15 protein-coding genes and 4 pseudogenes are annotated in these 20,698 nt (G+C 72.1%); 11 read left to right on the forward strand and 8 right to left on the reverse strand.

The annotated features are described in order from the left end of the window. Window positions 1-112: 112 nt before the first annotated feature. The 3 genes from OG322_RS04625 to OG322_RS04635 all read right to left on the reverse strand — a co-directional run bounded on the left by OG322_RS04625 (window position 113) and on the right by OG322_RS04635 (window position 2,346). Window positions 113-1,459, reverse strand: coding sequence for a hypothetical protein (locus OG322_RS04625; protein ID WP_329306078.1), 1,347 nt, complete (start codon window positions 1,457-1,459; stop codon window positions 113-115). Between the two features lie 153 nt (window positions 1,460-1,612). After that, complete coding sequence (locus OG322_RS04630) at window positions 1,613-1,993, reverse strand: PPOX class F420-dependent oxidoreductase (protein WP_123463871.1); 381 nt, start codon at window positions 1,991-1,993, stop codon at window positions 1,613-1,615. 83 nt (window positions 1,994-2,076) lie between these two features. Next, window positions 2,077-2,346 carry a helix-turn-helix domain-containing protein gene (locus OG322_RS04635; RefSeq protein WP_123463870.1) on the reverse strand — a complete coding sequence of 90 codons (270 nt, stop codon included), beginning with the start codon at window positions 2,344-2,346 and terminating at the stop codon, window positions 2,077-2,079. Window positions 2,347-2,387: 41 nt separating this feature from the next. On the opposite strand from OG322_RS04635, the gene map reads away from it, so the two are divergent. Beyond that, window positions 2,388-3,155 carry a type I methionyl aminopeptidase gene (gene map / locus OG322_RS04640; RefSeq protein WP_123463869.1) on the forward strand — a complete coding sequence of 256 codons (768 nt, stop codon included), beginning with the start codon at window positions 2,388-2,390 and terminating at the stop codon, window positions 3,153-3,155. A gap of 6 nt (window positions 3,156-3,161) precedes the next feature. Here map and OG322_RS04645 read toward each other — a convergent pair whose 3' ends face one another. Together OG322_RS04645 and ggt are read right to left on the reverse strand one after the other, a co-directional pair. Next, the gene (locus tag OG322_RS04645; protein WP_329306079.1) at window positions 3,162-3,983 is read right to left on the reverse strand and encodes a glycoside hydrolase family 75 protein; all 822 of its coding nucleotides are present in this window, start codon (window positions 3,981-3,983) and stop codon (window positions 3,162-3,164) included. Window positions 3,984-4,130: 147 nt separating this feature from the next. After that, entirely contained in the window at window positions 4,131-5,939 is a 1,809-nt protein-coding gene (gene ggt / locus OG322_RS04650; protein ID WP_123463868.1) for a gamma-glutamyltransferase, read from the reverse strand. A 176-nt stretch (window positions 5,940-6,115) separates the two neighbouring features. Between ggt and OG322_RS04655 the strand changes: the two are divergent. Continuing rightward, window positions 6,116-6,373, forward strand: a pseudogene (locus OG322_RS04655) (ISAs1 family transposase); the annotation flags it as partial. A gap of 260 nt (window positions 6,374-6,633) precedes the next feature. Here the strand turns inward: OG322_RS04655 and OG322_RS04660 are convergent. Further along, window positions 6,634-6,834: pseudogene (locus OG322_RS04660) on the reverse strand (transposase); the annotation flags it as partial. A gap of 116 nt (window positions 6,835-6,950) precedes the next feature. Between OG322_RS04660 and OG322_RS04665 the strand changes: the two are divergent. Next, window positions 6,951-7,217, forward strand: a pseudogene (locus OG322_RS04665) (ISAzo13-like element transposase-related protein); the annotation flags it as partial. Window positions 7,218-7,480: 263 nt separating this feature from the next. Next, entirely contained in the window at window positions 7,481-9,175 is a 1,695-nt protein-coding gene (locus OG322_RS04670) for an ISAzo13 family transposase (protein ID WP_329306080.1), read from the forward strand. Window positions 9,176-9,239: 64 nt separating this feature from the next. Here OG322_RS04670 and OG322_RS04675 read toward each other — a convergent pair. After that, window positions 9,240-9,416, reverse strand: a pseudogene (locus tag OG322_RS04675) (IS6 family transposase); the annotation flags it as partial. Window positions 9,417-9,617: 201 nt separating this feature from the next. On the opposite strand from OG322_RS04675, the gene OG322_RS04680 reads away from it, so the two are divergent. The 5 genes from OG322_RS04680 to OG322_RS04700 all read left to right on the forward strand — a co-directional run bounded on the left by OG322_RS04680 (window position 9,618) and on the right by OG322_RS04700 (window position 15,030). Beyond that, entirely contained in the window at window positions 9,618-9,983 is a 366-nt protein-coding gene (locus OG322_RS04680) for a WXG100 family type VII secretion target (protein WP_164494471.1), read from the forward strand. An 81-nt stretch (window positions 9,984-10,064) separates the two neighbouring features. Further along, window positions 10,065-10,379 (forward strand): WXG100 family type VII secretion target, encoded by a 315-nt coding sequence (locus tag OG322_RS04685; RefSeq protein ID WP_123463867.1) that lies wholly within the window; start codon window positions 10,065-10,067, stop codon window positions 10,377-10,379. 81 nt (window positions 10,380-10,460) lie between these two features. Next, window positions 10,461-11,807, forward strand: coding sequence for an EsaB/YukD family protein (locus tag OG322_RS04690; protein ID WP_123463866.1), 1,347 nt, complete (start codon window positions 10,461-10,463; stop codon window positions 11,805-11,807). Window positions 11,808-11,898: 91 nt separating this feature from the next. Beyond that, entirely contained in the window at window positions 11,899-14,616 is a 2,718-nt protein-coding gene (locus tag OG322_RS04695; RefSeq protein ID WP_329306081.1) for a right-handed parallel beta-helix repeat-containing protein, read from the forward strand. Window positions 14,617-14,706: 90 nt separating this feature from the next. Beyond that, window positions 14,707-15,030 (forward strand): WXG100 family type VII secretion target, encoded by a 324-nt coding sequence (locus OG322_RS04700; RefSeq protein ID WP_123463864.1) that lies wholly within the window; start codon window positions 14,707-14,709, stop codon window positions 15,028-15,030. A gap of 142 nt (window positions 15,031-15,172) precedes the next feature. Here the strand turns inward: OG322_RS04700 and OG322_RS04705 are convergent, their stop codons facing one another. Then, a complete protein-coding gene (locus tag OG322_RS04705; protein ID WP_124285598.1) occupies window positions 15,173-15,802 on the reverse strand; it encodes a hypothetical protein in 630 nt (209 codons plus the stop codon). Between the two features lie 171 nt (window positions 15,803-15,973). On the opposite strand from OG322_RS04705, the gene OG322_RS04710 reads away from it, so the two are divergent. Both OG322_RS04710 and eccCa read left to right on the forward strand, forming a co-directional pair. Continuing rightward, entirely contained in the window at window positions 15,974-16,426 is a 453-nt protein-coding gene (locus OG322_RS04710; RefSeq protein ID WP_123463862.1) for a WXG100 family type VII secretion target, read from the forward strand. A gap of 121 nt (window positions 16,427-16,547) precedes the next feature. Continuing rightward, entirely contained in the window at window positions 16,548-20,696 is a 4,149-nt protein-coding gene (eccCa, locus tag OG322_RS04715) for a type VII secretion protein EccCa (RefSeq protein WP_124285597.1), read from the forward strand. The last annotated feature ends 2 nt before the right edge of the window (window positions 20,697-20,698 follow it).

The raw sequence follows: 20,698 nt of genomic DNA on the forward strand, positions 1-20,698 counted from the left end.
ACGTAAGCCCCGTCACACAGCGGGGCAAGACCATCGCCGTGAACCAGCGGAGTCGATCATGTTTCACACCCGTGCGGTCCAGCCCGGGGAGCGGGGGCGAGCCCCGCGGGCGCTAACCGATCCCCGCGACCCTCAGGGCGTGCACCACGTCCCGCTCCCGCGCCTCGGACACCCCACGGGCCGCCGCCAGCAGTTGCGGTACGAGATGGCGCGGATCGCGCTCCGCGATCCTGGCCGCGTCCTGCGGTGTCCGGACCCGGACGAAGGCGCCGAGCAACGCCTGCGCCTGGGAGCCCCGGCCGGCCCGGTCCAGCGCGGCCACGGCATCGGCGATCTCCGCGGCGGGCCGCGCCACACCCTGGCGCAGCAGCCGGCCGCAGTCCTCCGGGCGCCCGGCCTCGGCCAGCGCGGCGGCCGCTGCCGCGAGTGCTGCCGGAGACAGCGAGGAGACCTCCCACAACAGGGTGGCCCAGTCCGCGTCGAGCCCCGCCCGCTGGAGTTCCGCCGCCAGCACCGGCAACCGGTCAGCGGGCTGCCCGGCCGCCTCGCAGAGCACCCCGTGCGCCTCCCCGCTGCGGCCCTCCGTCCGCAGCCGGAGCAGGGCCGCGACGGTGTCCCGGGCGGACTTCAGCGCCGCGGGGTCCAAAGCGGCCGCGACGCGCGCGGCCGGGTCCTCGTCCGCGCCGGGCGCGCCGCCGAACCGGGCGCCGCGCGGCACGGCGGCCGCCACCGGCGGGACGGGCAGGACGGGCGCCATGAACACGGGGCTCTCGTCATCCACGTCCAGCCCGGCGAACCGGGCGCCCCGCGGTCTTTTGCCCACGGGCGGGGTGCGGACGGAGGGCGGAGTCCGCCGGGGGGCGGGTGCGGCCGGTTCCGCTTCCGCTTCCGGGACGGCCTCCCGCTCCGCGCCCGGCTCGTTGTCCGCCACCCCGGCCACGGAATCCGCCTCCTCGCGGAACCAGCCCGCGGGCACCGCCACCGCCGCCAGCCGTCGGCGCAGCTCCGTGCAGCGGGCCGAGGCGCGTTCGTGGTCGTCGCGGGCCCAGGCGACCGACTCGGCGCCCACCGCACCCGCCTCGCCGCCCGCGTGGGCCGTACGCAGCCGCCGGGCGGCGTGCGCCTGCTCCCGCAGCATCAGCTCCAGCCGTTCCACGAGCTGCTGCCGCCCGCCGGGGCGGCGGTCGTGGGCCGCGGCCGCGGCGGCGTAGAGCTCGGCCGCGCGCACCGACTCCAGCTCGGCGAACCCGGCGCCACGCACCGTCGCGAGATCCGAGAAGAGCGACTCCATCACATCCCAGGGCGGGATCTCGGCGCCCTCCAGACAGGCCCGCATCCCTTCCGGATCACGTCTGCAGAAGACGCCGTACCAGCCCCGCGCAGGATCGAGCAGCTGCGTCAGATGGCGCAGATATCGCGCGAACTCGCTTATGGACACCGCATGTTGATGCACCGTCACCGTCGCCCTCGGCCGCCGTCGGCTGGAACCTTCCAGTCCGCAGGCATTCGACCGCAGATGCGTTACGGGACGGCTACGCACTCTTTTCGTCCCGGGTGCGAGCGGCGCACGGCCTCCGCCGCGAGCGCCCCCGCGGAGGCGGGCGCCCGGGGCTCAGAAGGTGACGGCGATCCCGGTGTGCGGCCGCTTGCCGAGCCGGAAGATCATCGCCGGGTAGTCCAGCAGCCAGTACTTCCAGGTGTACTTGCGGCCGATGGCCCGGCGCACGGCGTCCGTACCCTTGGCATCGAGCAGCCGGCCGGTCCCCTCGGCGCTCGGGGCGCCCTGCGCGATCCGGCCGCGGACGTCGCAGACGGTGACGAGGACGCGGCTGTCGTTGCGCAGCCGCTTGACCTTCCACGAGTCGGCCTTGGTCCAGATGAGCAGCTCGTCCCCGTCGACGGCCGCCCAGACCGGTGTAGCGACGGACGTGCCGTTCTTCCGGTACGTGGTGAGGCTGACGTACTCGCTTCGGGCGAACTCCTGAAGGCTCATGGGCGCAACCCTACGCACCACGCGAGCGGGGTTCACGACGCGGCGGGGCTTTCCCGGCACACCCCCGGCCGCTGCCGCGACCGCTACCCGGCCAGTGGGACGACGTCCGGCTCCGGGGCGCACCGCAGGAGCAGTTCGTCCATCGAGAGGCCGAGCGCGCCGGCCAGTGCCGCGACGGTGAAGAAGGCGGGGGTGGGCGCGCGTCCGGTCTCGATCTTGCGCAGCGTCTCGGCCGAGATTCCGGCACTGCCGGCGATGTCGACCATGCTGCGGCGACCGCGCGCCTCACGGAGGAGGCGGCCGAGCCGCTCGCCGCGCAGGTGCTCTTCGGGGGTCAGGGGCGTTCGTACCATGCCGTCATTCTAATACCGCTTGAACCGGTATAGTAATTGGCATGGTGCAACTCAAGACAGACACATCCATCGAAGCCATGCGCGAGGCCGGCCGGGTCGTGGCGCAGGTACTGGCGGCCACCCGAGACGCGGCGGCGGTCGGCGTCACACTGCGCGAACTCGACGAGGTGGCCCGCGGCGTCCTGCGCGAGGCGGGCGCCGGGTCACCGTTCCTGAACTACCGGCCGGACTTCGCCCCGGTCCCGTTCCCCGGCGTGATCTGCACGTCCGTCAACGACGCGGTCGTGCACGGAATCCCGACCGACCTGCGGCTGCGCGACGGCGATCTCGTGAGCATCGACGCGGGCGCAACGCTCGACGGCTGGGTCGGGGACTCGGCGATCAGCTTCACCGTCGGCCGCGCCCGGCCCGCGGACACCCGGCTGATCGAGACGGCGTTCGCGGCGCTGGAAGCGGGCATCGCGGCGGCTGTCGTCGGCAACCGGATCGGTGACATCGCGCACGCGATCGGCCGGATCTGCCGCACGGCCGGCTACGGCATCCTGGAGGGGTTCGGCGGCCACGGCGTGGGCCGGTCCATGCACGAGGACCCGGGCGTCCCCAACGAGGGACGACCGGGCCGCGGGATGCCGTTGCGGCACGGCATGGTGCTGGCCATCGAACCGATGCTGCTCGGCGGAGGCCTGGACGCGTTCCACACCGACCCGGACGGCTGGACGCTGCGCACGTCCGACGGCAGCAGGGCCGCCCATGCCGAGCACACGGTGGCGATCACGGACGACGGACCCCGCATCCTGACCGCGCTGTGACGGACGCTAGTTGTTCAGCAGGAACTGCTTGGCGAGGGCATCGCCGGCTGTCACGGCGGCGGCGTGATTCTCGATCGGCGACACCACGGAGTTCTTGAACAGGATGTACGTGACGCCGGATTCGGCACCGCCGGTCTCCGGATCGGGATCGATGCCGAGGGCCTTCGCCGTGGCGTAGGAGGCCTCGCCGATTATCTTGTCGGGGCCGGTGTCGCCGACGACGGCGTACTCCACCTTGCCGCCGTAGATGACGGCGACCACTCCGCCGCCCTTGATCCCGGCGCCGCCGTAGTTCCAGATACTGCTGCTGCTCGGCACGACGACGTACGGCAGTTTCTCCGCGCTCAGCGGCTTGCCGCCGGAGGTGTGGAACGCGGTGTCGTCCTGGAACCACGGGTCGGTGTCCGCGTTGCAGGCCGTGGTGATCTGTCCGTCGCAGTCGATGTCCATGTCGGCCTTCCAGAACACGGCACCGTTCTTGCCGCAGACCGGGACCGTGGCCGACGTCTCCTCGTCCGTACGGTATTTGCCGTTCGAGATCTGCGAACAGGACGAGACCTTGGCCAGCAGGTCGGCCGCACTGACGGAGCCCTCCTTGATGCCGCCCGCCGTGGAATCGTCGCCGCCGGTGGGGCCGTCGTCGGACAGCCGGGCGGTGTGGGCGACGGGTGCGAGGCGCACCACACCCGGGTGCGCGTTCCATGCTGCCGCGGGAGCGGCGTAGGGGGAGGTGGAGGGGGAGCCGCTCGGGGCGACCTGTGTCAGCGATCCGGCCGCGAGCAGAGCGGCGCCGGAGGCTGTGGCGAGGGCAAGCGTTCGCATACGCATGGTGGGGGTGCCCTTCTATTAGGAAAGTTTCCTTACCGAGATGCCAAGATGCTCCCCTAGCCATGTCCACGTCAAGACCGCAGGGCCCGGCCCACCGCGACTCCCCCGCGGTGGGCCGGCCCCTTCCGGACGGCTGTCGGCGTCCGATCAGGACCGTCCGCTCGGCGTCACCACCATCGCCGAACCGCCGCCCCGTCGCTCCGTCTCGGCAGCCGCGAGCCATCGCCCGTCCGGCAGCCGCTGCACACCTGTCGCCGCCCCGATCTCCGGATTCGGCTTGAAGACATGCCCCAGGGCTTCGAGTTGTGCCCGCACCGGGCTGTTCCACAGTCCCGGTTCGAGCTCCGTCGTCGCGGCGTTGCGCTGGCTGGCACGGGGCGCCGCGATGGCGTCCACCAGCGGAAGCCCCCGGTCGACCTTGCCGATCAGCGACTGCAGCACGGTCGTGATGATCGTGGCACCGCCCGGCGAACCCAGCGCCAGCACGGGCTGTCCGTGCTTCAGCACGATGGTCGGCGAGATCGACGACCGCGGCCGTTTGGCCGGACCCGGCAGGTTCGGGTCGTGGACGGCCGGGTCGGCGGGCGCGAACGAGAAGTCCGTCAGCTCGTTGTTGAGCAGGAAGCCGCGCCCCGGCACCGTGATCCCGCTGCCGCCGGTCTGCTCGATCGTCAGCGTGTACGCGACGACGTTGCCCCACTTGTCGGCAGTCGTCAGGTGAGTGGTGTTCTCCCCCTCGTACGTCGTCGGCGCGGCCTTCCCACCGGTGGCGCAGTCGGCCGGATGGCGGGGGTCGCCCGGCGCGAGCGGGCTGCTCAGCACCGCGTCGTCCTTGATCAGGCACTCCCGCGAGTCGGCGAACCGCTGGCTGAGCAGCTCCTTCGTCGGCACGTCCTCGAACTTCGGGTCGCCGACCCAGCGCCCTCGGTCGGCGAACGCGATCCGGCTCGCCTCGATGTAGCGATGCAGATACTGGGCCTCGCTCGCCTTCGAAAGATCCGTGGTCTCAAGGATGTTGAGGGCCTCGCCCACCGTCGTACCACCGGAGGAGGACGGTGCCATGCCGTACACGTCGAGCCCGCGGTAACCGGTCTGCGTCGGCGCCTGCCGCAACGCCCGGTAGGAGCGCAGGTCCTTCGTGGTCAGGTCGCCCGGCCGCACCACCCGGGAGGACTTGGGGTCGACGGGCGGATTGCGTACCGTCCGCACGACGTCCTCGGCCAGCTTGCCCCGGTAGATCTCGTCGAGGCCCGAGCGGGCGACCTCCTCATAGGTGCGCGCCAGATCAGGATTCTTGAACACCGATCCGACAACCGGCAGTTGACCGCCGGGCAGGAAGAGCTTCCTGGTCGCCGGGAAGTCGGCGAACCTGGCCTGGTTGCCCTCGGTCTGGGAACGGAAAGTGCTGTCGACGACGAAGCCGTCCCGGGCCAGGCGTTCGGCCGGATCCAGTACCTGCCGGAGCGATTTGCTCCCCCAGGTGTCGAGTGCGGTCTCCCAGGTGGCGGGGGTGCCGGGCGTACCGACGCCGAGTCCGCTGGTGACGGCGTCCTCGAAGGCGAGCGGCTTCCCGTTCTCCATGAAGAGCGAGGAGTCCGCGCTGCGCGGTGCGGTCTCACGGCCGTCGATGGTCTGCACGGTACGGGTCCTGGCGTCGTAGTGGACGAAGTAGCCACCACCGCCCAGCCCCGCCGAGTACGGCTCGGTCACCCCGAGTGCCGCCGCGGTCGCCACCGCCGCGTCCGCCGCGTTGCCGCCCTTGCGGAGCACCTCGATGCCGGCGGCGGTCGCGTCGGCGTCGACGCTGGAGACCGCTCCCCCGTATCCCACCGCGACGGGTGACTTGGCCGGCGGTGCGGCCGTTGGTGCGGACGAGGACGGGGCTGCCGCCCCGACCGACACCAGTGCGGCGAGAACACCTAAGAACGACACATTCCGCGCGACAGAACGTCGCATGCGCACCTCCAGTGAAGGATCGTCCGCGCAGGGTAGCGCCGCCCGGGCCACCCCGTCAGGTCCGCCTCGAACTTGAGGCCGGATACCGGGCGCCGTGCGGCCACCGACCGGCAGCTGCACGAGACCGTGACCGCCCAGGCGTGGATCCGCGAACGCCAGTGGGGCAGGTCCGCGAGCAGCGGGCCACCGCAGTCGAGATCGCCTCCTGGGCGCGCGGGCACTGGACGGTGGCGAACACCGCCCACTGGGTACGCGACGTCGTCTTCGGCGAAGGTAAATCCCAGGTCAGGACCCATAGCACGCCCGCCGTATCGGCCGCGATCCGCGACCTGATCCGCGGCGCGCTCAGACTCGCCGGGTACATCAACACCGCCGCCGGACGCCGAGCCCACACGGAACGCCACCGCGTCCTCGCGCTCTACGGCATCACATGATCAACCAGACATCCAAGGCACTCGCCGGAGCCCTGGCACATCGGGGGTACGGCTCGGTGAACTCCCACTCCTGGTGCGACAGTTGCACTCGCGTCATACAAGTCGATCTACCGGATCGGCGACCGCCACGAGGGTGAATCCCGCAAACAGATCACGATGGGACGCGCACCCTGCTCCACGTCGGTAGCGACCTGGGGCGCCGCGGTACCCGACGCGTATCACCCTGGCACCGCTCGCCCGTTCGACCGGGGCTGCCCGCCGAGCGCGACATCCAGAAGGATCTTGCCTGGATCATGCACCGTCCGCGGTTTGCGCCACGGCTCCAACGCCGTCGATATCGCGGTGTCCAGACCCAACTTGCGGACCGTCTCGACCAACAGCACCGCGCCGGCCTGCGAGACCGTCCCGCTGCCACCGCCCTCAACACGGACACGCGGGTACAACCCGATACGCTTACTCACCTGGAGAGTGCTTCTTTCCGTGCAGCCAACAGGACCCTAGACAAGTCCCATCGTTGCAGGTCAGAAGCACTCTCCGCTTATTTGATCAAGACCCGGACAGGCTCACTCGCGAAAGCCCGAGGTTAGGCAAGGCGATCCCTTACGGGGTCTACCACGTGTCAGTGAACACCGGCTGGGTGAACGTCGGAGTCGACCACGACACCGCCGCGTTCGCCGCGGAATCACTGCGCCGCTGGTGGAACGCGATCGGCCGGGACACCTATTTGCAGGCCGGACGGCTGCTGATCACCAGTGACGCCGACGGATCCAACGGCTACCGGCGCAGGTCCTTCAAGACCGAGCTCGCTGTGTTCGCCGAACAGACCGGCCTGGCGGTGACCGTCTATCGCCGAGCTGTTCGGCGTCACAGCCAAGACCGTCAACCGCCGCATCCGCGATCTGCGGCAACTCCTCAACGAAGACGGCACTGCCAGCCCACCAGCCCGAACCAGACCACGAACCCTCGAAGACCTCGACCGCTACACCGACCGGAAAGGCATTATCCGCCACCAGAAGATCAAACCGGCGTGTTAATTCGCGGCAAGCCCCTTAAGGGCCTGCGGAGAATCAAGTCGTTGCTTCCCGCCTTGAGCCTCGTTGATGTGGTATGGGGAGTTCGGAGGAGATCGAGGAGGCGTTGGCCGCGAAGTTTCAGGCGCTGTTCCCGCACCTGGACGAGCGTCAGCGTCGGCTGGCCATAGGAGCGGAGGCTCGCTCGCTGGGCCATGGCGGGATCCGGCTGGTGGCCCGGGCCGCTGACGTCCGTGAGGGCACCGTGTCGCGTGGGGTGGCTGAACTGGAGTCGGGCGAAGCCCCGTTGGGACGGGTGCGCCGGGAGGGCGGCGGCCGCAAGCGTGCGGTGGACCTAGACCCGGGCCTGCGGCCCGCGCTGCTGGCCCTGGTCGAACCGGACATGCGGGGTGATCCGATGTCGCCGCTGCGCTGGACGACGAAGTCGACCCGTCACCTGGCCGCCGAGCTGACCGGGCAGGGACACCGTGTCTCGGCGGAGACTGTGGCCGACCTGCTGCGGGAGGAGGGCTTCAGTCTGCAGGGCAACGCCAAGACCATCGAGGGCAGGCAACACCCGGACCGAGACGCCCAGTTCCGTTACATCAACGAACGCGCCAAGGACTACCAGGCTGGCGGGGACCCGGTGGTCAGCGTGGACACCAAGAAGAAGGAGCTGGTCGGTAACTACAAGAACGCCGGCCACGAGTGGCAGCGCGAGGGCGAACCGACCCGGGTGCACACTCACGACTTCCCGGACCGCGAGCTGGGCAAGGCGATCCCGTACGGAATCTACGACCTGACCGCAAACACCGGCTGGGTCAGCGTGGGCACCGACCACGACACCGCCGCCTTCGCCGTCGAATCCGTCCGCCGCTGGTGGAACAGCCAAGGACGCGGCGCCTATCCGCACTCCCGGCGGCTTCTGATCACCGCGGACGCGGGCGGCTCGAACGGCTACCGCACCCGCGCCTGGAAGAGCGAACTCGCCGCCCTGGCCGTGGAAACCGGCCTGGAAATCACCGTCTGTCACTTTCCGCCAGGTACTTCAAAATGGAACAGAATCGAGCACCGGCTGTTCTCCCACATCACGATGAACTGGCGCGGCAGGCCGCTGACCAGCCACGAAGTCATCGTGAACAGTATCGCCGCGACCACCACGCGCACCGGGCTTACCGTGCACGCTGAACTCGACACCGGCGCCTACGAGACCGGAGTCCGCATCGGTGACCGGCAGATGGACGCGCTGCCCCTGCACAGCCACGACTGGCACGGCGACTGGAACTACACGCTGCAGCCCCAGGAGCACTGCCGGGACGGGATCCCGCCGCTCCCGCCCCAGAACCAGCCCGGCCACGGCCGGGAGTGGCTCGCTCATCCGGCCCTGACCGGCATCCAGCCGGATCAGTGGGACCAGCTGATCGCCGAACTCGCAGCGGCCCGCGAGACCCAGCGGGAGGAAGTCCTGCAGCAGCGACGCGGCGGCGACCGGCAGAAGGTGCCCGCAGCCGGCCTCTATACCGGCCGGCGCCCCGGCCTCAGCCTCGTCGACCGGCTTCTGGCCACCCTCCTCTACGAACGTCACGGGCTCCCGCAAGTGACGATCGCCCCGCTCTTCGGAGTAGTACCCCAGAGCCTCAACCGGGTCATCAGCCAGACCCGACATCTTCTCCACGAAGTCGACTACACCATCGAACCCACCGAGACACAGCTGGCCACCCTCGACGATCTCACCGACCTCGCCGCACACCTCGACATCCCCACCCCAGAGATCAACACGGCGAGTTATTGATCCGCAGGCCCTAACCACCCGGCCTTGGGTCAAGGCCCGTGCGGCGAGGTTCCGGCTTCTGTGCTCAGGGTGTAGCAGACAGGCCGGCGGCCCCGGTGATCTTTTTCCGGATGGTGAAGCGGTGACGCATTTCGGTGCGGCAGTCGGTGGCGGTCATCAGGTGGCGACGGGGACGGAAGCGAGGTGAGATGTCACTGGAGGCGGAGAGGAACCGCCGGGCTCCACCCACGCTGCGGAACCCCAGACTCCACAAGCAGTCCCTCCCCGGCCATCCCACTACCCAATGATCGTCCCACAGGCAGACGTTCAGCCAAGTTGGCAGTGCCCCGCCCGGGGAACGCGGTGGCGCGTGCGCCGCGTATGCTCAGGCCTTGTCCAGGGGCGGATGGGGCCTGTGCGATGTTTTACTACATCAGGTAGCAGGCGAGAAGGGCGGATTCCCATGGCTGAACAGCCCGCTGTGAGTGTCGGCGGCGTCACGTACCGGGTGACTCCCGAGTATTTGGCCAACGCCTCCAGCAACACGGCCCGCACGGCGACCGAGATCGCGGGGCAACTCGCGGAGCTCAAGGCGTACGTGACGAGCCTGGAGGCGAGTTGGCAGGGCATCGCCCACACCCAGTTCCAGACCCTCATGGCCGAGTACGACGTCTACGCGCGGATGCTCCACGACGCGCTGGAGGGCATCTCCAAGGGTCTCCAGGGCAACTACGTGAACTACAAGGAATCCGAGCAGCAGAACCTCAACAACCTCGCCGCGCTCGGCCAGGACGTGCCGAAGATCCCGTCGGGGACCAACTTCAACTGATCCGCCGCCCGGGCCGGTTCGCGCACACCGCCCCGGCGGTCCGCGCGCGGCCACCGGGCCGGGCGCATCCGAGGAGGAGCCATGGCCGATATCGACGGCACACCGATCTACGTCGGTGAGGGACTAGCCGCCGCGGGCGGCACGCTCAACGCCAGGGCCGGGGAGATCTCCGGTGAACTCCAGGCACTCAAGTCGCAGCTCGCGCCGCTCACCGACGCCTGGCGCGAGAGCCAGGCCGCGACGTACTACCAGGATCTCCAGAACGAGTGGGACCTGGCCGCCGACGGCCTCTTCGGGCCCGACGGCGTGCTCGGCCGCATCGCGCAGGCCATGCATGTCAACTGGAACAACTACAGTGACGCCGAGTGGTCGAACATGTCGACCTGGCGGCACTGAGCCCACCGCGGCCCGCGGGCCGGTGGCCCCGTACGCCCACACCGAAGCGGCCTCGTACGCCCCACACCGAAGGAAACGTCCGTGCCCGATGAACGCTGCCGGGTCACCGTGGTCGGCGAGCGCAGGCGAGTCGACCTCGCGCTTCCCGCGCAGGCCCCCATCGCCGAGTACACCCCCCGGCTCGCCACCCTGTGTGGCCAGCCCGAGCCCGAGGACCTGGCTCCGGTCTGGTCGCTCGCCGAGTCGGGCGGCCTGCCCCTCGCCCCCGGCGTCTCGCTGGCGGCGGCGGGCATCCTCGACGGCGCCGTGCTCTACCTGCGCGACCAGCGCGCCTCCGAACGCGAGGAGTTGAGCGTCACTGACCTCGACGAGCAGGTCGGGGAGGCGCGGGGGGACAGCTCGCTGTGGAGCGCCCGCCGCCGTGCCCAGAGCGTCGTGCTCGCCGGGCTCTTCGTCATGTTCGCCTCGGCGGTGTGGCTCGGCGCGTCCCGGCTCTCCGGCGCCTTCGCCGCCCTCGTCGCGGTCGCGGCACTGGGCAGCGCGCTCCTCGCCTGGTACGCCACCCGCAAGAACTGGCCGCTGCCGCTCGCCGTGCGGCGGCTCATCGCGCTCGCCGCCTGCCCGTTGATGGCCTGCGCGGGGCTCGGCGCCCCGGTGCACGGGCCCGTCGCGACACCCGTGCTCGTCGCGGGTACGGCCGTGATCGGCGCGCTCGCCGGGCTCCTCGCGCTGCCCTCGGCCGCCACCGTGCTGCTCCAGCTGTTCACGCTCGTCGCCGCGGCGTTCGTGGTCCCGCTGACCGTCCTGCACGCCGGTCTCGCCGGTTCCGCAGCCGTGGTCGCGACGGTGCTGTTCCTGCTCGCAGGGCTCCTGCCCCGGGTCACCAGCCAGATCGCGGTGCTCGTCCCCTCGGGGCGGGACACCGGCGCCGCCGTGATCGACTCCGCCGACGTCGCGGACATCGTCCGCCGCGGCAACCGGCTGCTGACCACGCTCAGCAGCGTCTCCTCCGCCGGTCTGGCCGCCGCGCTGCTCGTCCTCGCCGCACACGAAGACGTCTACGGTCTCGCGCTCGCCGCTTGCGTGAGCCTCGGCCTGCTTCTCCACGCCGGGACCGTCCGGGTGCTCAGCGCCGTCGCCCCCCAGCTCGCGGCGGGTGTCGTGGGACTGCTGGCGCTCGCCGTGCGCGTCCCCGAGTACGCCCTCGACTCGCGGACGGCCGGGCCGCTGGCCGCCTTCCTCGCTGGGCTCGTCCTGCTCGCCTGTGGTCTCTTCCTCGCCTTCGGCGCGGCCCTGCGCCCCGTCGAGCAGGAGCGCCCGAGCTGGCCGGGCGGACTCGCGACCTTCCTCGCGGTCGTCTGCGTGCCGCTCGCCGCCGGGGTCTTCGGCCTCTTCGACAAGCTGGCCAACCTCGGGAGCAGCCTGTGACGGGCCGTCAGGGGCACAGCTTTCCCGTACCTTCCCCGTCAGCCGGCCCGTCCGGCGGCCACCGGACGGGGGCCCGGCGGAGGCAGGCGCGGTGAGGCTCGCCGCGGAGCGCGTGGCGCCCGGGAGCTGGGGCGGTCACCGCACGATCGGGGCGGCGGTACGGGCGGCGAAGCCCGGCGCCGTCATCACCGTCCAGGCCGGTACCTACACCGAGAGCCTGGTGCTCGACAAGGACGTCAGCCTCGTCGCCAAGGGCACCGTGCGGCTCGTCGCCGCCCGGGGGCCCGCCCTCACCGTGCACGCGGGCCGCGCCGAGGTGCGGGGCTTCGCCCTCGAATCCGACGCCCCCCGGGACCCCGTCGTCCTGCTGCGCGGCGGCGAGCCGGTGCTGCGCGACTGCGAGATCACCGGCGGGCGCGTCGAGATCGCCGGGACGACGACCGCCCGGCTCGGCGGCTGCACCGTGCGGCGTGCCGGGGCGGCGGCGGTCCGCCTGACCGGCACCGGCCACGCAGTCTTGGAGGACGTGACGCTCGCCGGGTGCACCGGTGAGGGCCTGCGCGTGGAGGACGAGGCACGGGCCGAGGTCTCCGACTCCCTGATCGACGGCGTCACCGGGCACGGTGTCCTGGTGAGCGGCGGGGCGCACGTACGCCTGAGTCGCTGCGAGGTGCGCGCCAGCGGCGAGTCGGCCGTCCTCGTCGGCGGCCACGCCACCGCGAGCCTCGACGAGTGCCGCCTCCACGGGGCGGGCGGACAGGGCCTGTGGACGCGCGGCACGGCGGGCCGTCGCGCCCCCGCGGCCGAGGGCGCCGCGCACGAGGCCGGGGACCCGGGCCACGGGGTGCGGCTGCGGGACTGCGAGATCTTCCGCACCGCCGGTGCCGGCGTTCTCGCGGAGGACGACAGCGCGGTCCGCCTCCACGGCTGCCACGTGCACCACACCGAGGGCGCCGCCGTGTTCGTCACGGGCAAGGCCAGTGGCGAACTCATCTCCGTACGGGCCGTCGACTGCGCCGACAGCGCCCTCGTCGTGAGCGCCGCGGGGCAGGTCACCGGGCGGGACTGCACCTTCGCCCGTACCGGCGCCAACGGCGTCTACGCGGTGGGCGAGCCGGACCTCGCGCTGACCGACTGCACCGTGCGCGACACCGCCTACACGGCCGTCCACCTGGGCGGCTCGGCACGCCTGAGCGCCAGCGGCTGCACCGTCACCGGCACCCCCGAGTACGGTCTGCGGGTCACCGCGCGCGCCGAACTCCTCGCGACGGGCTGCGCGGTGAGCGGCGCCGAACTCGCCGGGGTGGTGGTCGAGGACGGCGACGCCGCCCTGCGCGACTGCCGCGTCTCCGGCGGCCGGGACGGTGTCCGGCTGCGCACCAGCCACCGCCCGCTGCTCGCGCGGTGCGCGATCGAGGGCAGCGCCGAGACGGGCGTCAGGATCGGCCCGGGGACCGGTGCCCGGCTGGAAAACGTGACCGTCATCGGCAGCGGCGGCGCGGGCCTGCTCCTCGAGGAGGACAGCACGGCCGTGATCGAGGACGGCACCGTGGACGCCTCCGGCGGCAGCGGCGTCGTCGTCCGCGCCGGTGCCAGGCCCGAGGTGCACGGTCTCACCGTCGAGGGGGCGGCGAAGAACGCGCTCTACGTCGACGAGGGCGGCGCGGGCCGCTACGAGGACTGCCGGCTCACCGGCAGCCGCTTCCCCGCCGTCTACGCCGCCGCCCGCTCCCGTGTCCTGCTGCGCCGCTGCACCGTCACCGGCACCGAGACCGACCTGCTGCGCGCCGAGGACGCCGAGGTGCGCGCCGAGGACTGCCACGTCGAGGACGTCGCGGAGCCGCTGCTGCCCTCGCTCGCGCCGCCGGGCGAGGCGCGCGCCGTCCTGACGGCCGTGCCCGCGCACCGCGCCCCCGCGAGGACCGGGCCGGGCGACCCCGAGGAGGGCGCTCGCGACCCCGAGGAGGCCGCGGCCAGACTGGCCGGACTCCACGCCGAACTCGACCGCCTGGTCGGGCTCGACGGCGTCAAGCGCGAGGTGCTGACGCTGACCAGGCTCATGCAGATGGTCAAGGTGCGCCAGGAAGCCGGGCTCGCCCCGCCGCCGCTCAGCCGTCACCTCGTCTTCGCGGGGAACGCCGGTACCGGCAAGACCACCGTCGCCCGGCTCTACGGCGGCTTCCTCGCCGCCCTCGGCCTGCTCAGCCGCGGTCACCTCGTGGAGACCGACCGCGGCGACCTCGTCGGCGAGTACGTGGGCCACACGGCGCCCCGTACGACCGCCGTCTTCAAGCGCGCCCTCGGCGGGGTCCTCTTCATCGACGAGGCGTACTCCCTTGTCCCGCAGGGGCAGATGACGGACTTCGGCTCCGAGGCCGTCGCGACGCTCGTCAAACTCATGGAGGACCACAGGGACGAGGTCGTCGTCATCGTCGCGGGCTACCCGAGCGAGATGGACCGGCTCCTCGGCTCCAACGCGGGCCTCGCCTCACGCTTCACCCGCACCCTCCACTTCGACGACTACTCCCCGCCCGAACTGGTGCGCATCGTGCAGTACCAGGCCGCGCGGCACGAGTACGCCTGCGCGCCCGAGACCGTGGAGGCGTTGCACGACTACTTCGAGACCCTGCCCCGCGGCGAGCGCTTCGGCAACGGGCGCAGCGCGCGGCAGGTCTTCCAGCGGATGACCGAGCGGCACGCCGCGCGCGTCGCGGAACTTGACCTCAGCCCCGCCGGACTGGCCGCCGCCGAGCCCGACCTGCTCACGGCGCTGCGGACGGCCGACCTCCCGCCCGAGGGCGCGCTGTGACCTGCGCGCCCCTTCCCCCCGCGCGCGTCCCGTACGCCGCGCCGCGACCGCAGACCCCGGAGGACCGGGGGAGAGGCAGGTGTACCACGGATGGCTGAGGAGATCACGTTCGAGGAGTTCAAGGCGGACCTCGCCGAACTGAGGGAGACGCTCGGCTACGTGCGCAGGGGGTCCGGGCGGGTCACCGAACTCATGCAGGAGATCGACCACGCCATGAAGGGCGTCGGCGAGCACTGGAACACCCCGGCCTACGGGACCTTCGACGAGATCGAGTCCTGGTTCCACAAGTGCCAGCACGACCTGGAGCGGGTCCTCGCCGACATCGTCGTCAAGATGCAGACGAGCTACGACAACTACCACGCCGCCGAGGAACAGAACGAGAAGAACCTGCACGGCGGGGGCTCCCATGGCTGAGTGCTCGCACCGCGCCGCCGGTACGGCCCTACGGCCCGGGGCGCTCTCCGCGCCGCTGCCCGTACGGCCGCGAGCGGGCGCCGTGCCGCGCCGCCGCCCCGCGAGGCACGTGGGGCGGGGCGGGGCCGGGCACGCACCCCGCTCAACCGGCGGGCGGCGGCGGGAAGCGCGACTCGCGGTCGGTGTGCGCGTACACCTGCCCGGAGTGATTGAGCAGGGCGATGTACTCGCCGAACTTCTCCAGCGCCGAGCCCACCTGAAGCAGCGCGCGCTCCATCGCCGGGTTCATCTCGGCGGCGAACTCCCGGGCGGCCGGCGCGAAGGGGTTGTCCGAGTCCTCCTGCGGCGGCTTGTAGCCGCTGGCCAGGCTCGTGTGCCCCTCACCGGTGTCGGCCTTGTCCTTCGCGGTCTGGCCGAAGACGGTGTCCTTGACCGAGGCGACGTGCGCGCGCACCTCCTCGTACTTCGCGACCGCCTCGCGCGCCTCGACGAGCATGGACTTCTCCCCCGTGCGCAGCGAGGCGAGGTCCACGCGCAGGTTTCCGGAGGGCGGGCCCGGCTTCGGCTCGGGGGGATTGGAGCCGCTGCTGTTGACGTCCTTCGGGTCGAGATTGAAGGAGGGCGGGGTGTCCCAGGCGACCTTGTCCTCCGGGACCAGGCCGCTGAGGTCCTTGCCGTTGTCGGCACTCGGCTCCGGGGCCGTGCCGTCGGCCGGTTTCTCCGGCTCGGGCAGGGGCGTCGTGTCGTACTTGGAATCTATCGGGCCGCTCACGGTCTCTCCCTCGTCTGTCCGGCACCGTCCCGGTGGCACGCCGGCCGGGGACCGGTCCCCGGGAACTCTGCCAGGTTTATCACTCGTGTGCCGAATTGTCAGTGCGGACCCGGTGGCGAGTACGGGAGCAAGTCCCTTACCGATCAACGGGTTTCGCCGGAAAGGTGCGTCATGGCCGATAACGGCAAGACCGACTACGACACCTCCCTCCTCGACGCCTCCCCGCAGGGGATGGCGTCCTCGGCCAAGCGGCTCCTCGACCTGAGCAAGGAGGTCTCGGAGACCACCCAGGCCATCGGGGACCGGATCTTCGGGCTGCGCCTGCGCTGGGAGGGCAAGGCAGCCGCCGACGCCCAGGCCGTCGTGGACGAGTGGAACCGCGTGATGCGCGAGCTGTTCGGCTTCAAGGACGACCCGAAGCCCGCCGTCCTGCCCACCCTCGCCGACGGCGTCGGGAGCGCCGAGCATAACTACAGCATCGCCGAGAACGGCATCACCGGCGCCTTCGGCAAGTTCCACGACGCGCTGACCGGCGGCGGGGACGGGAAGGACCTCAAGGACACCCCGCCCGGCGCGGAGACCGACACCAACAAGACGGCGATCACCATGACCTTCCCCTACTGAGCCACGGCGCCCGCGACCGCGCGGGCGCCCCGCATCCGCCCCCGCGCACCCGTGCCCCCGCCAGGGCCGCACCCGTGCCCGCGCCCCGCTCCGTCCGCAGACAGCCCGCTAGGCAGCCACCGTGAGTCGAATCCCCTTCCACCGCCCCGTCCGTATGACGCCGCCCCCCGTGCCGGAGGGCGGGACGACCCTCGCCGCCCCGCCCCAGCGACCCCAGCCGCAGGGCGCGGCGGGCTGGCTCATGCTCCTGCTGCCGCTGCTCTCCAGCGTCAGCATGGCCGCCTACATGGTCGCCTACGGGCGGGCCTGGATGATCCTGCTCGGCATGGCCTTCGTCGTGGTCTCCGTCGGCATCACCATCGGCGTCCGGATGCAGTTGCGCGGCAGCCGCCGCCGCAACCAGTTCCGCCAGCGCGAGCGGTACATGGAGTACCTGTCGGGAATGCGCAAGCAGGCGCTGCACTCGCGCGCCGAGCAGCGCGCCGCCGACGCCTGGCGGCACCCGCACCCCAACCGGCTGTGGGCGCTGGCAACGCGCCGCCGCCGGGTGTGGGAACGCCGCTCCGGCGACGACGACTTCCTCCGCCTGCGCCTGGGCACCGGCACCGTGCCACCCGTCGCGCCGTTGCGCCTGCCCGAGCAGAACGACCCGACCGTCGAGCTCGACACCGCCTGCCGCCACGCCGCCGCCGAACTCGTCGGCCAGCACGCCGCCGTCGACGACCAGGCCGCCTGGCTCGACCTCGGCAACTCCGGCGTCGTCAGCCTCCTCGGCCCCCGCACCCGGGGCCGGGAACTCGCCCAGGCACTCCTGCTCCAGCTCTCCGTGCTGCACGCCCCCGACGACGTACGCGTCGCCGTCGTCACCGGCGGGCACTCCGCCTGGGACTGGGCGAAGTGGCTGCCGCACGCGCAACCGGCCGACCAGGAGGGCGGGGCGCGCGAGCAGGAGGTCGTGCCGATGCTCGCCGACGACCTCACCGGACTCAACGACCACCTCCGCGCCGTCCTCGACCAGGCCGTCACGGCCCGCGCCGAGCGCGGCAACCGGCTGCTCACCCAACGCGGTGCCGCTGCGCGACAACACCTCGTCGTCTTCATCGACGACTACGAGCCCGAGGCCGTCTGGGCCCGCTCCGCGCTCCTCAACGAACTCCTCACCGAGGCCGGGCCCGAGATCGGCCTGCACCTCGTGTGCCTCGTGGACGAGGAAGGCTCGGAGCCGGGCCGCGTCGACGTCCGCGCCCGTACGAACGCGCGGGGCGGACTCGTCCTGCAGGGCCGGGACCCGGCCCTGCACGCGAGCGTCGAGAAGGCGAGCGCCGACGAGATCGCCCCCGGCGTCCTGGAGGCGGCCGCCCGCGCCCTCGCCCCGCTCCAGCTGTCAGGCGAGCGCGAGCAGGTCCTCTCCGCGCACGTCTCCCTCGCCGGAATGCTCGGCATCCCCGACATCGCCTCCTTCGACCCGGCCGACCGGCGCCGGGCCCCCGACGACCGGGACCTGCTCAGCGTCCCCATCGGCGTCACCGGCACCGGCGAACCCCTCGTCCTGGACCTCAAGGAGTCCGCGCAGGGCGGTGTCGGGCCGCACGGCCTCGTCGTCGGCGCCACCGGCTCCGGCAAGAGCGAACTGCTGCGCACCCTCGTCACGGGGCTCGCGCTGGTGCACTCCCCGGAACACCTCGCCTTCGTCCTGGTCGACTTCAAGGGCGGCGCGACCTTCGCCGGGGTCACCGAACTCCCGCACGTCTCCGGTCTCATCACCAACCTCGCCGACGACCTCGCCCTCGTGGACCGGATGCGCCAGGCGCTCCAGGGCGAGCAGCAGCGCCGCCAGCGGATGCTGCGCGAGGCCGGGAACGCCGACTCGGTGCGCGAGTACCAGCTGCGCCAGGCGGCGGGCGGCACCGACTCCGAGGGCAGGCCGCTCGAACCGCTGCCGCACCTGCTGATCGTCGTCGACGAGTTCGGTGAACTACTCTCCCAGCGACCCGACTTCATCGACCTGTTCGTCCAGATCGGGCGCGTGGGCCGCTCGCTCGGTATGCACCTGCTGCTCGCCACCCAGCGCCTGGAGGAGGGGCGCCTGCGGGGCCTTGAGTCCCATCTCTCGTACCGGATCGGACTGCGCACCTTCAGCGCCGCCGAGTCCCGGGCCGTCCTCGGCACCACGGACGCCTACAGCCTGCCCGCCATCCCCGGCTCGGCCTACCTGAAGGTGGACGAGACGGTGTACGAGCGTTTCCGCGTCGCCCACGTCTCCGCGCCCTACCGGGGCTTCGACCCCGACGCGTCCCCCGCGGCCCTCGCCCCGGTGCCCTTCGCCGTGCACGGGGAACTCGCGCCGCTCGCGCGCGAGGAGGAGGAGAAGCCGGCCTGGGAGTGGACCGGGACGGGCGGTACGACCGAACTCGCCCTCGCCGTCGAGCGTGTGCTCACCAAGGACACCCCTGGCCACCAGGTGTGGCTGCCCCCGCTGCCCACGCACTTCGGTCTGCTGCCGCTGCTCGGTGAGCCCGAGGTGGACCCGGAGCGCGGGCTCGTCGGGCCGCTGTGGCCGCTCCCGGGGAGCCTCAAGTTCCCGGCCGGTGTCATCGACGTACCGGCACGCCAGGAGCAGCGCCCCATCGGCATCGACCTCACGGGCCGCCAGGGGCACCTCGCCCTCGTCGGTGCCCCGCAGAGCGGGAAGTCCACCTTCCTGCGCACCGCGATGCTGAGCGCGATGCTCACCCACACCCCCGACGAACTCCAGTTCTACGCGATCGACATGGGCGGCGGCACTCTCCACGGGCTCGCCGACGCCCCGCACGTCGCGGGCATCGCCGGACGCCGCGACGAGGAACGCGTACGCCGGGTGCTCGCCGAGGTCGGCCGGATCGTCACCGCCCGCGAGACGATGTTCCGCGACCTGCGCATCCAGTCCGCCGCCGACCTGCGCGCACGCCGCGTGAGCGGCGAACTGCCCGAGGGCGTACGGGCCGCCGACGTCGTCCTCGTGGTCGACAACTGGGCCGCGCTGCACGCCGCGGAGGATGAGGCCGCCGCCGCGCTCACCGACATCTCCGCGCGCGGTCTCGGCGTCGGCGTCCACCTGTGGCTCACCGCGAACCGCTGGGCCGAGATCCGTGTCGGGCTGCGCGACAGTATCCCTGGCCGCCTCGAACTGCGCCTCAACGACCCCGCCGAGTCCGAGATCAACCGCCAGGCCGCCCGCGCGCTCGGCCAGAGCATCCCTGGCCGGGGCATCCTGCCGCCCGGCCTCACCCACCACGTCGCGCTGCCCCGTCTCGACGGCGTCGACTCCGTGGACGGACTCGCGGAGGCGGAACGCGCGCTCGTCGCCCTGATCGCCGCGAGCTGGAAGCGGCCCTCGGCCCCGACCCTGCGCGTCCTGCCGCAGCGGGTCACCGTCCGCGAACTGGCCGCCGTCGTGCCCGCCCCCGCCGACCACTGGGAGGGCCACGGCCCGGCCCTCACCGGCCGCGAGGTGCCCATCGGGCTGCGCGAGTCCGACCTCACCCCCGTCGGCCTCGATCTCACCTCCGGCGAGCCGCACTTCGTGGTCCTCGGTGACTCCGGCTCCGGCAAGACCGCCTTCCTGCGCGCCTGGATGCGCGGCCTCGCCGCCCAGCACTCCGCGCGCGACGCCCGCTTCATGGTGGTCGACTACCGGCACAGCCTCCTCGACGTCGTCCCGCCCGAGTACATCGGCGCGCGCGGCGGCAACGCCGACCTCGTCGCCGGGCAGGCTCAGGCCCTCGCGGAGACCCTGCGCAACCGGATGCCCCCGTCGGACGTCACGGCCGCCGAACTGGCCGGGCGCACCTGGTGGCAGGGGCCCGAACTGTACGTCGTCGCCGACGACTACGACCTCGCCGCCGGCGGCATGGGGCAAGGCCCGCTGGCCCCGCTCGCCCCGTTCATCCCGCAGGCAGAGGAGCTTGGCTTCCACCTCGTCCTGGCCCGCAGGGTCGGCGGCGCGGGGCGTGCCCTCCTCTCCGACCCGCTGCTGAGCAAGCTCAAGGAGAACGGCACGAGCGGGCTGCTGCTTTCCGGCGACCACCGGGAGGGCGTTCTCATCGGTGAGCAGCGCGCCCGGCGCGGCGAGCCGGGACGCGGTCTCCTCGTCCGCCGGGATCAGGGCCCCACCGTCGTTCAGGTCGCCCTCGACGAGCGCGACCTGCCGGAGGAGGCCACCGCGGGCCCGGCCGCCGCCCCCCGGGAGGACGGTCCGCCGCACCACGAACCCGTCGCCGCCCGCAGCTGACT

Source organism: Streptomyces sp. NBC_01260 (assembly GCF_036226405.1).
Classification (GTDB): Bacteria; Actinomycetota; Actinomycetes; order Streptomycetales; family Streptomycetaceae; genus Streptomyces; species Streptomyces laculatispora.

What these genes read in the sequence shown, in the direction of transcription:
- OG322_RS04630 (WP_123463871.1), bottom strand. Translation starts at nt 1,993, where the DNA reads ATGAGCCTTCAGGAGTTCGCCCGAAGCGAGTACGTCAGCCTCACCACG.
- map (WP_123463869.1), top strand. Translation starts at nt 2,388, where the DNA reads ATGGTGCAACTCAAGACAGACACATCCATCGAAGCCATGCGCGAGGCC.
- ggt (WP_123463868.1), bottom strand. Translation starts at nt 5,939, where the DNA reads ATGCGACGTTCTGTCGCGCGGAATGTGTCGTTCTTAGGTGTTCTCGCC.
- OG322_RS04710 (WP_123463862.1), top strand. Translation starts at nt 15,974, where the DNA reads ATGGCCGATAACGGCAAGACCGACTACGACACCTCCCTCCTCGACGCC.
- OG322_RS04685 (WP_123463867.1), top strand. Translation starts at nt 10,065, where the DNA reads ATGGCCGATATCGACGGCACACCGATCTACGTCGGTGAGGGACTAGCC.
- OG322_RS04700 (WP_123463864.1), top strand. Translation starts at nt 14,707, where the DNA reads ATGGCTGAGGAGATCACGTTCGAGGAGTTCAAGGCGGACCTCGCCGAA.
- OG322_RS04645 (WP_329306079.1), bottom strand. Translation starts at nt 3,983, where the DNA reads ATGCGTATGCGAACGCTTGCCCTCGCCACAGCCTCCGGCGCCGCTCTG.
- OG322_RS04635 (WP_123463870.1), bottom strand. Translation starts at nt 2,346, where the DNA reads ATGGTACGAACGCCCCTGACCCCCGAAGAGCACCTGCGCGGCGAGCGG.
- OG322_RS04680 (WP_164494471.1), top strand. Translation starts at nt 9,618, where the DNA reads ATGGCTGAACAGCCCGCTGTGAGTGTCGGCGGCGTCACGTACCGGGTG.
- OG322_RS04670 (WP_329306080.1), top strand. Translation starts at nt 7,481, where the DNA reads ATGGGGAGTTCGGAGGAGATCGAGGAGGCGTTGGCCGCGAAGTTTCAG.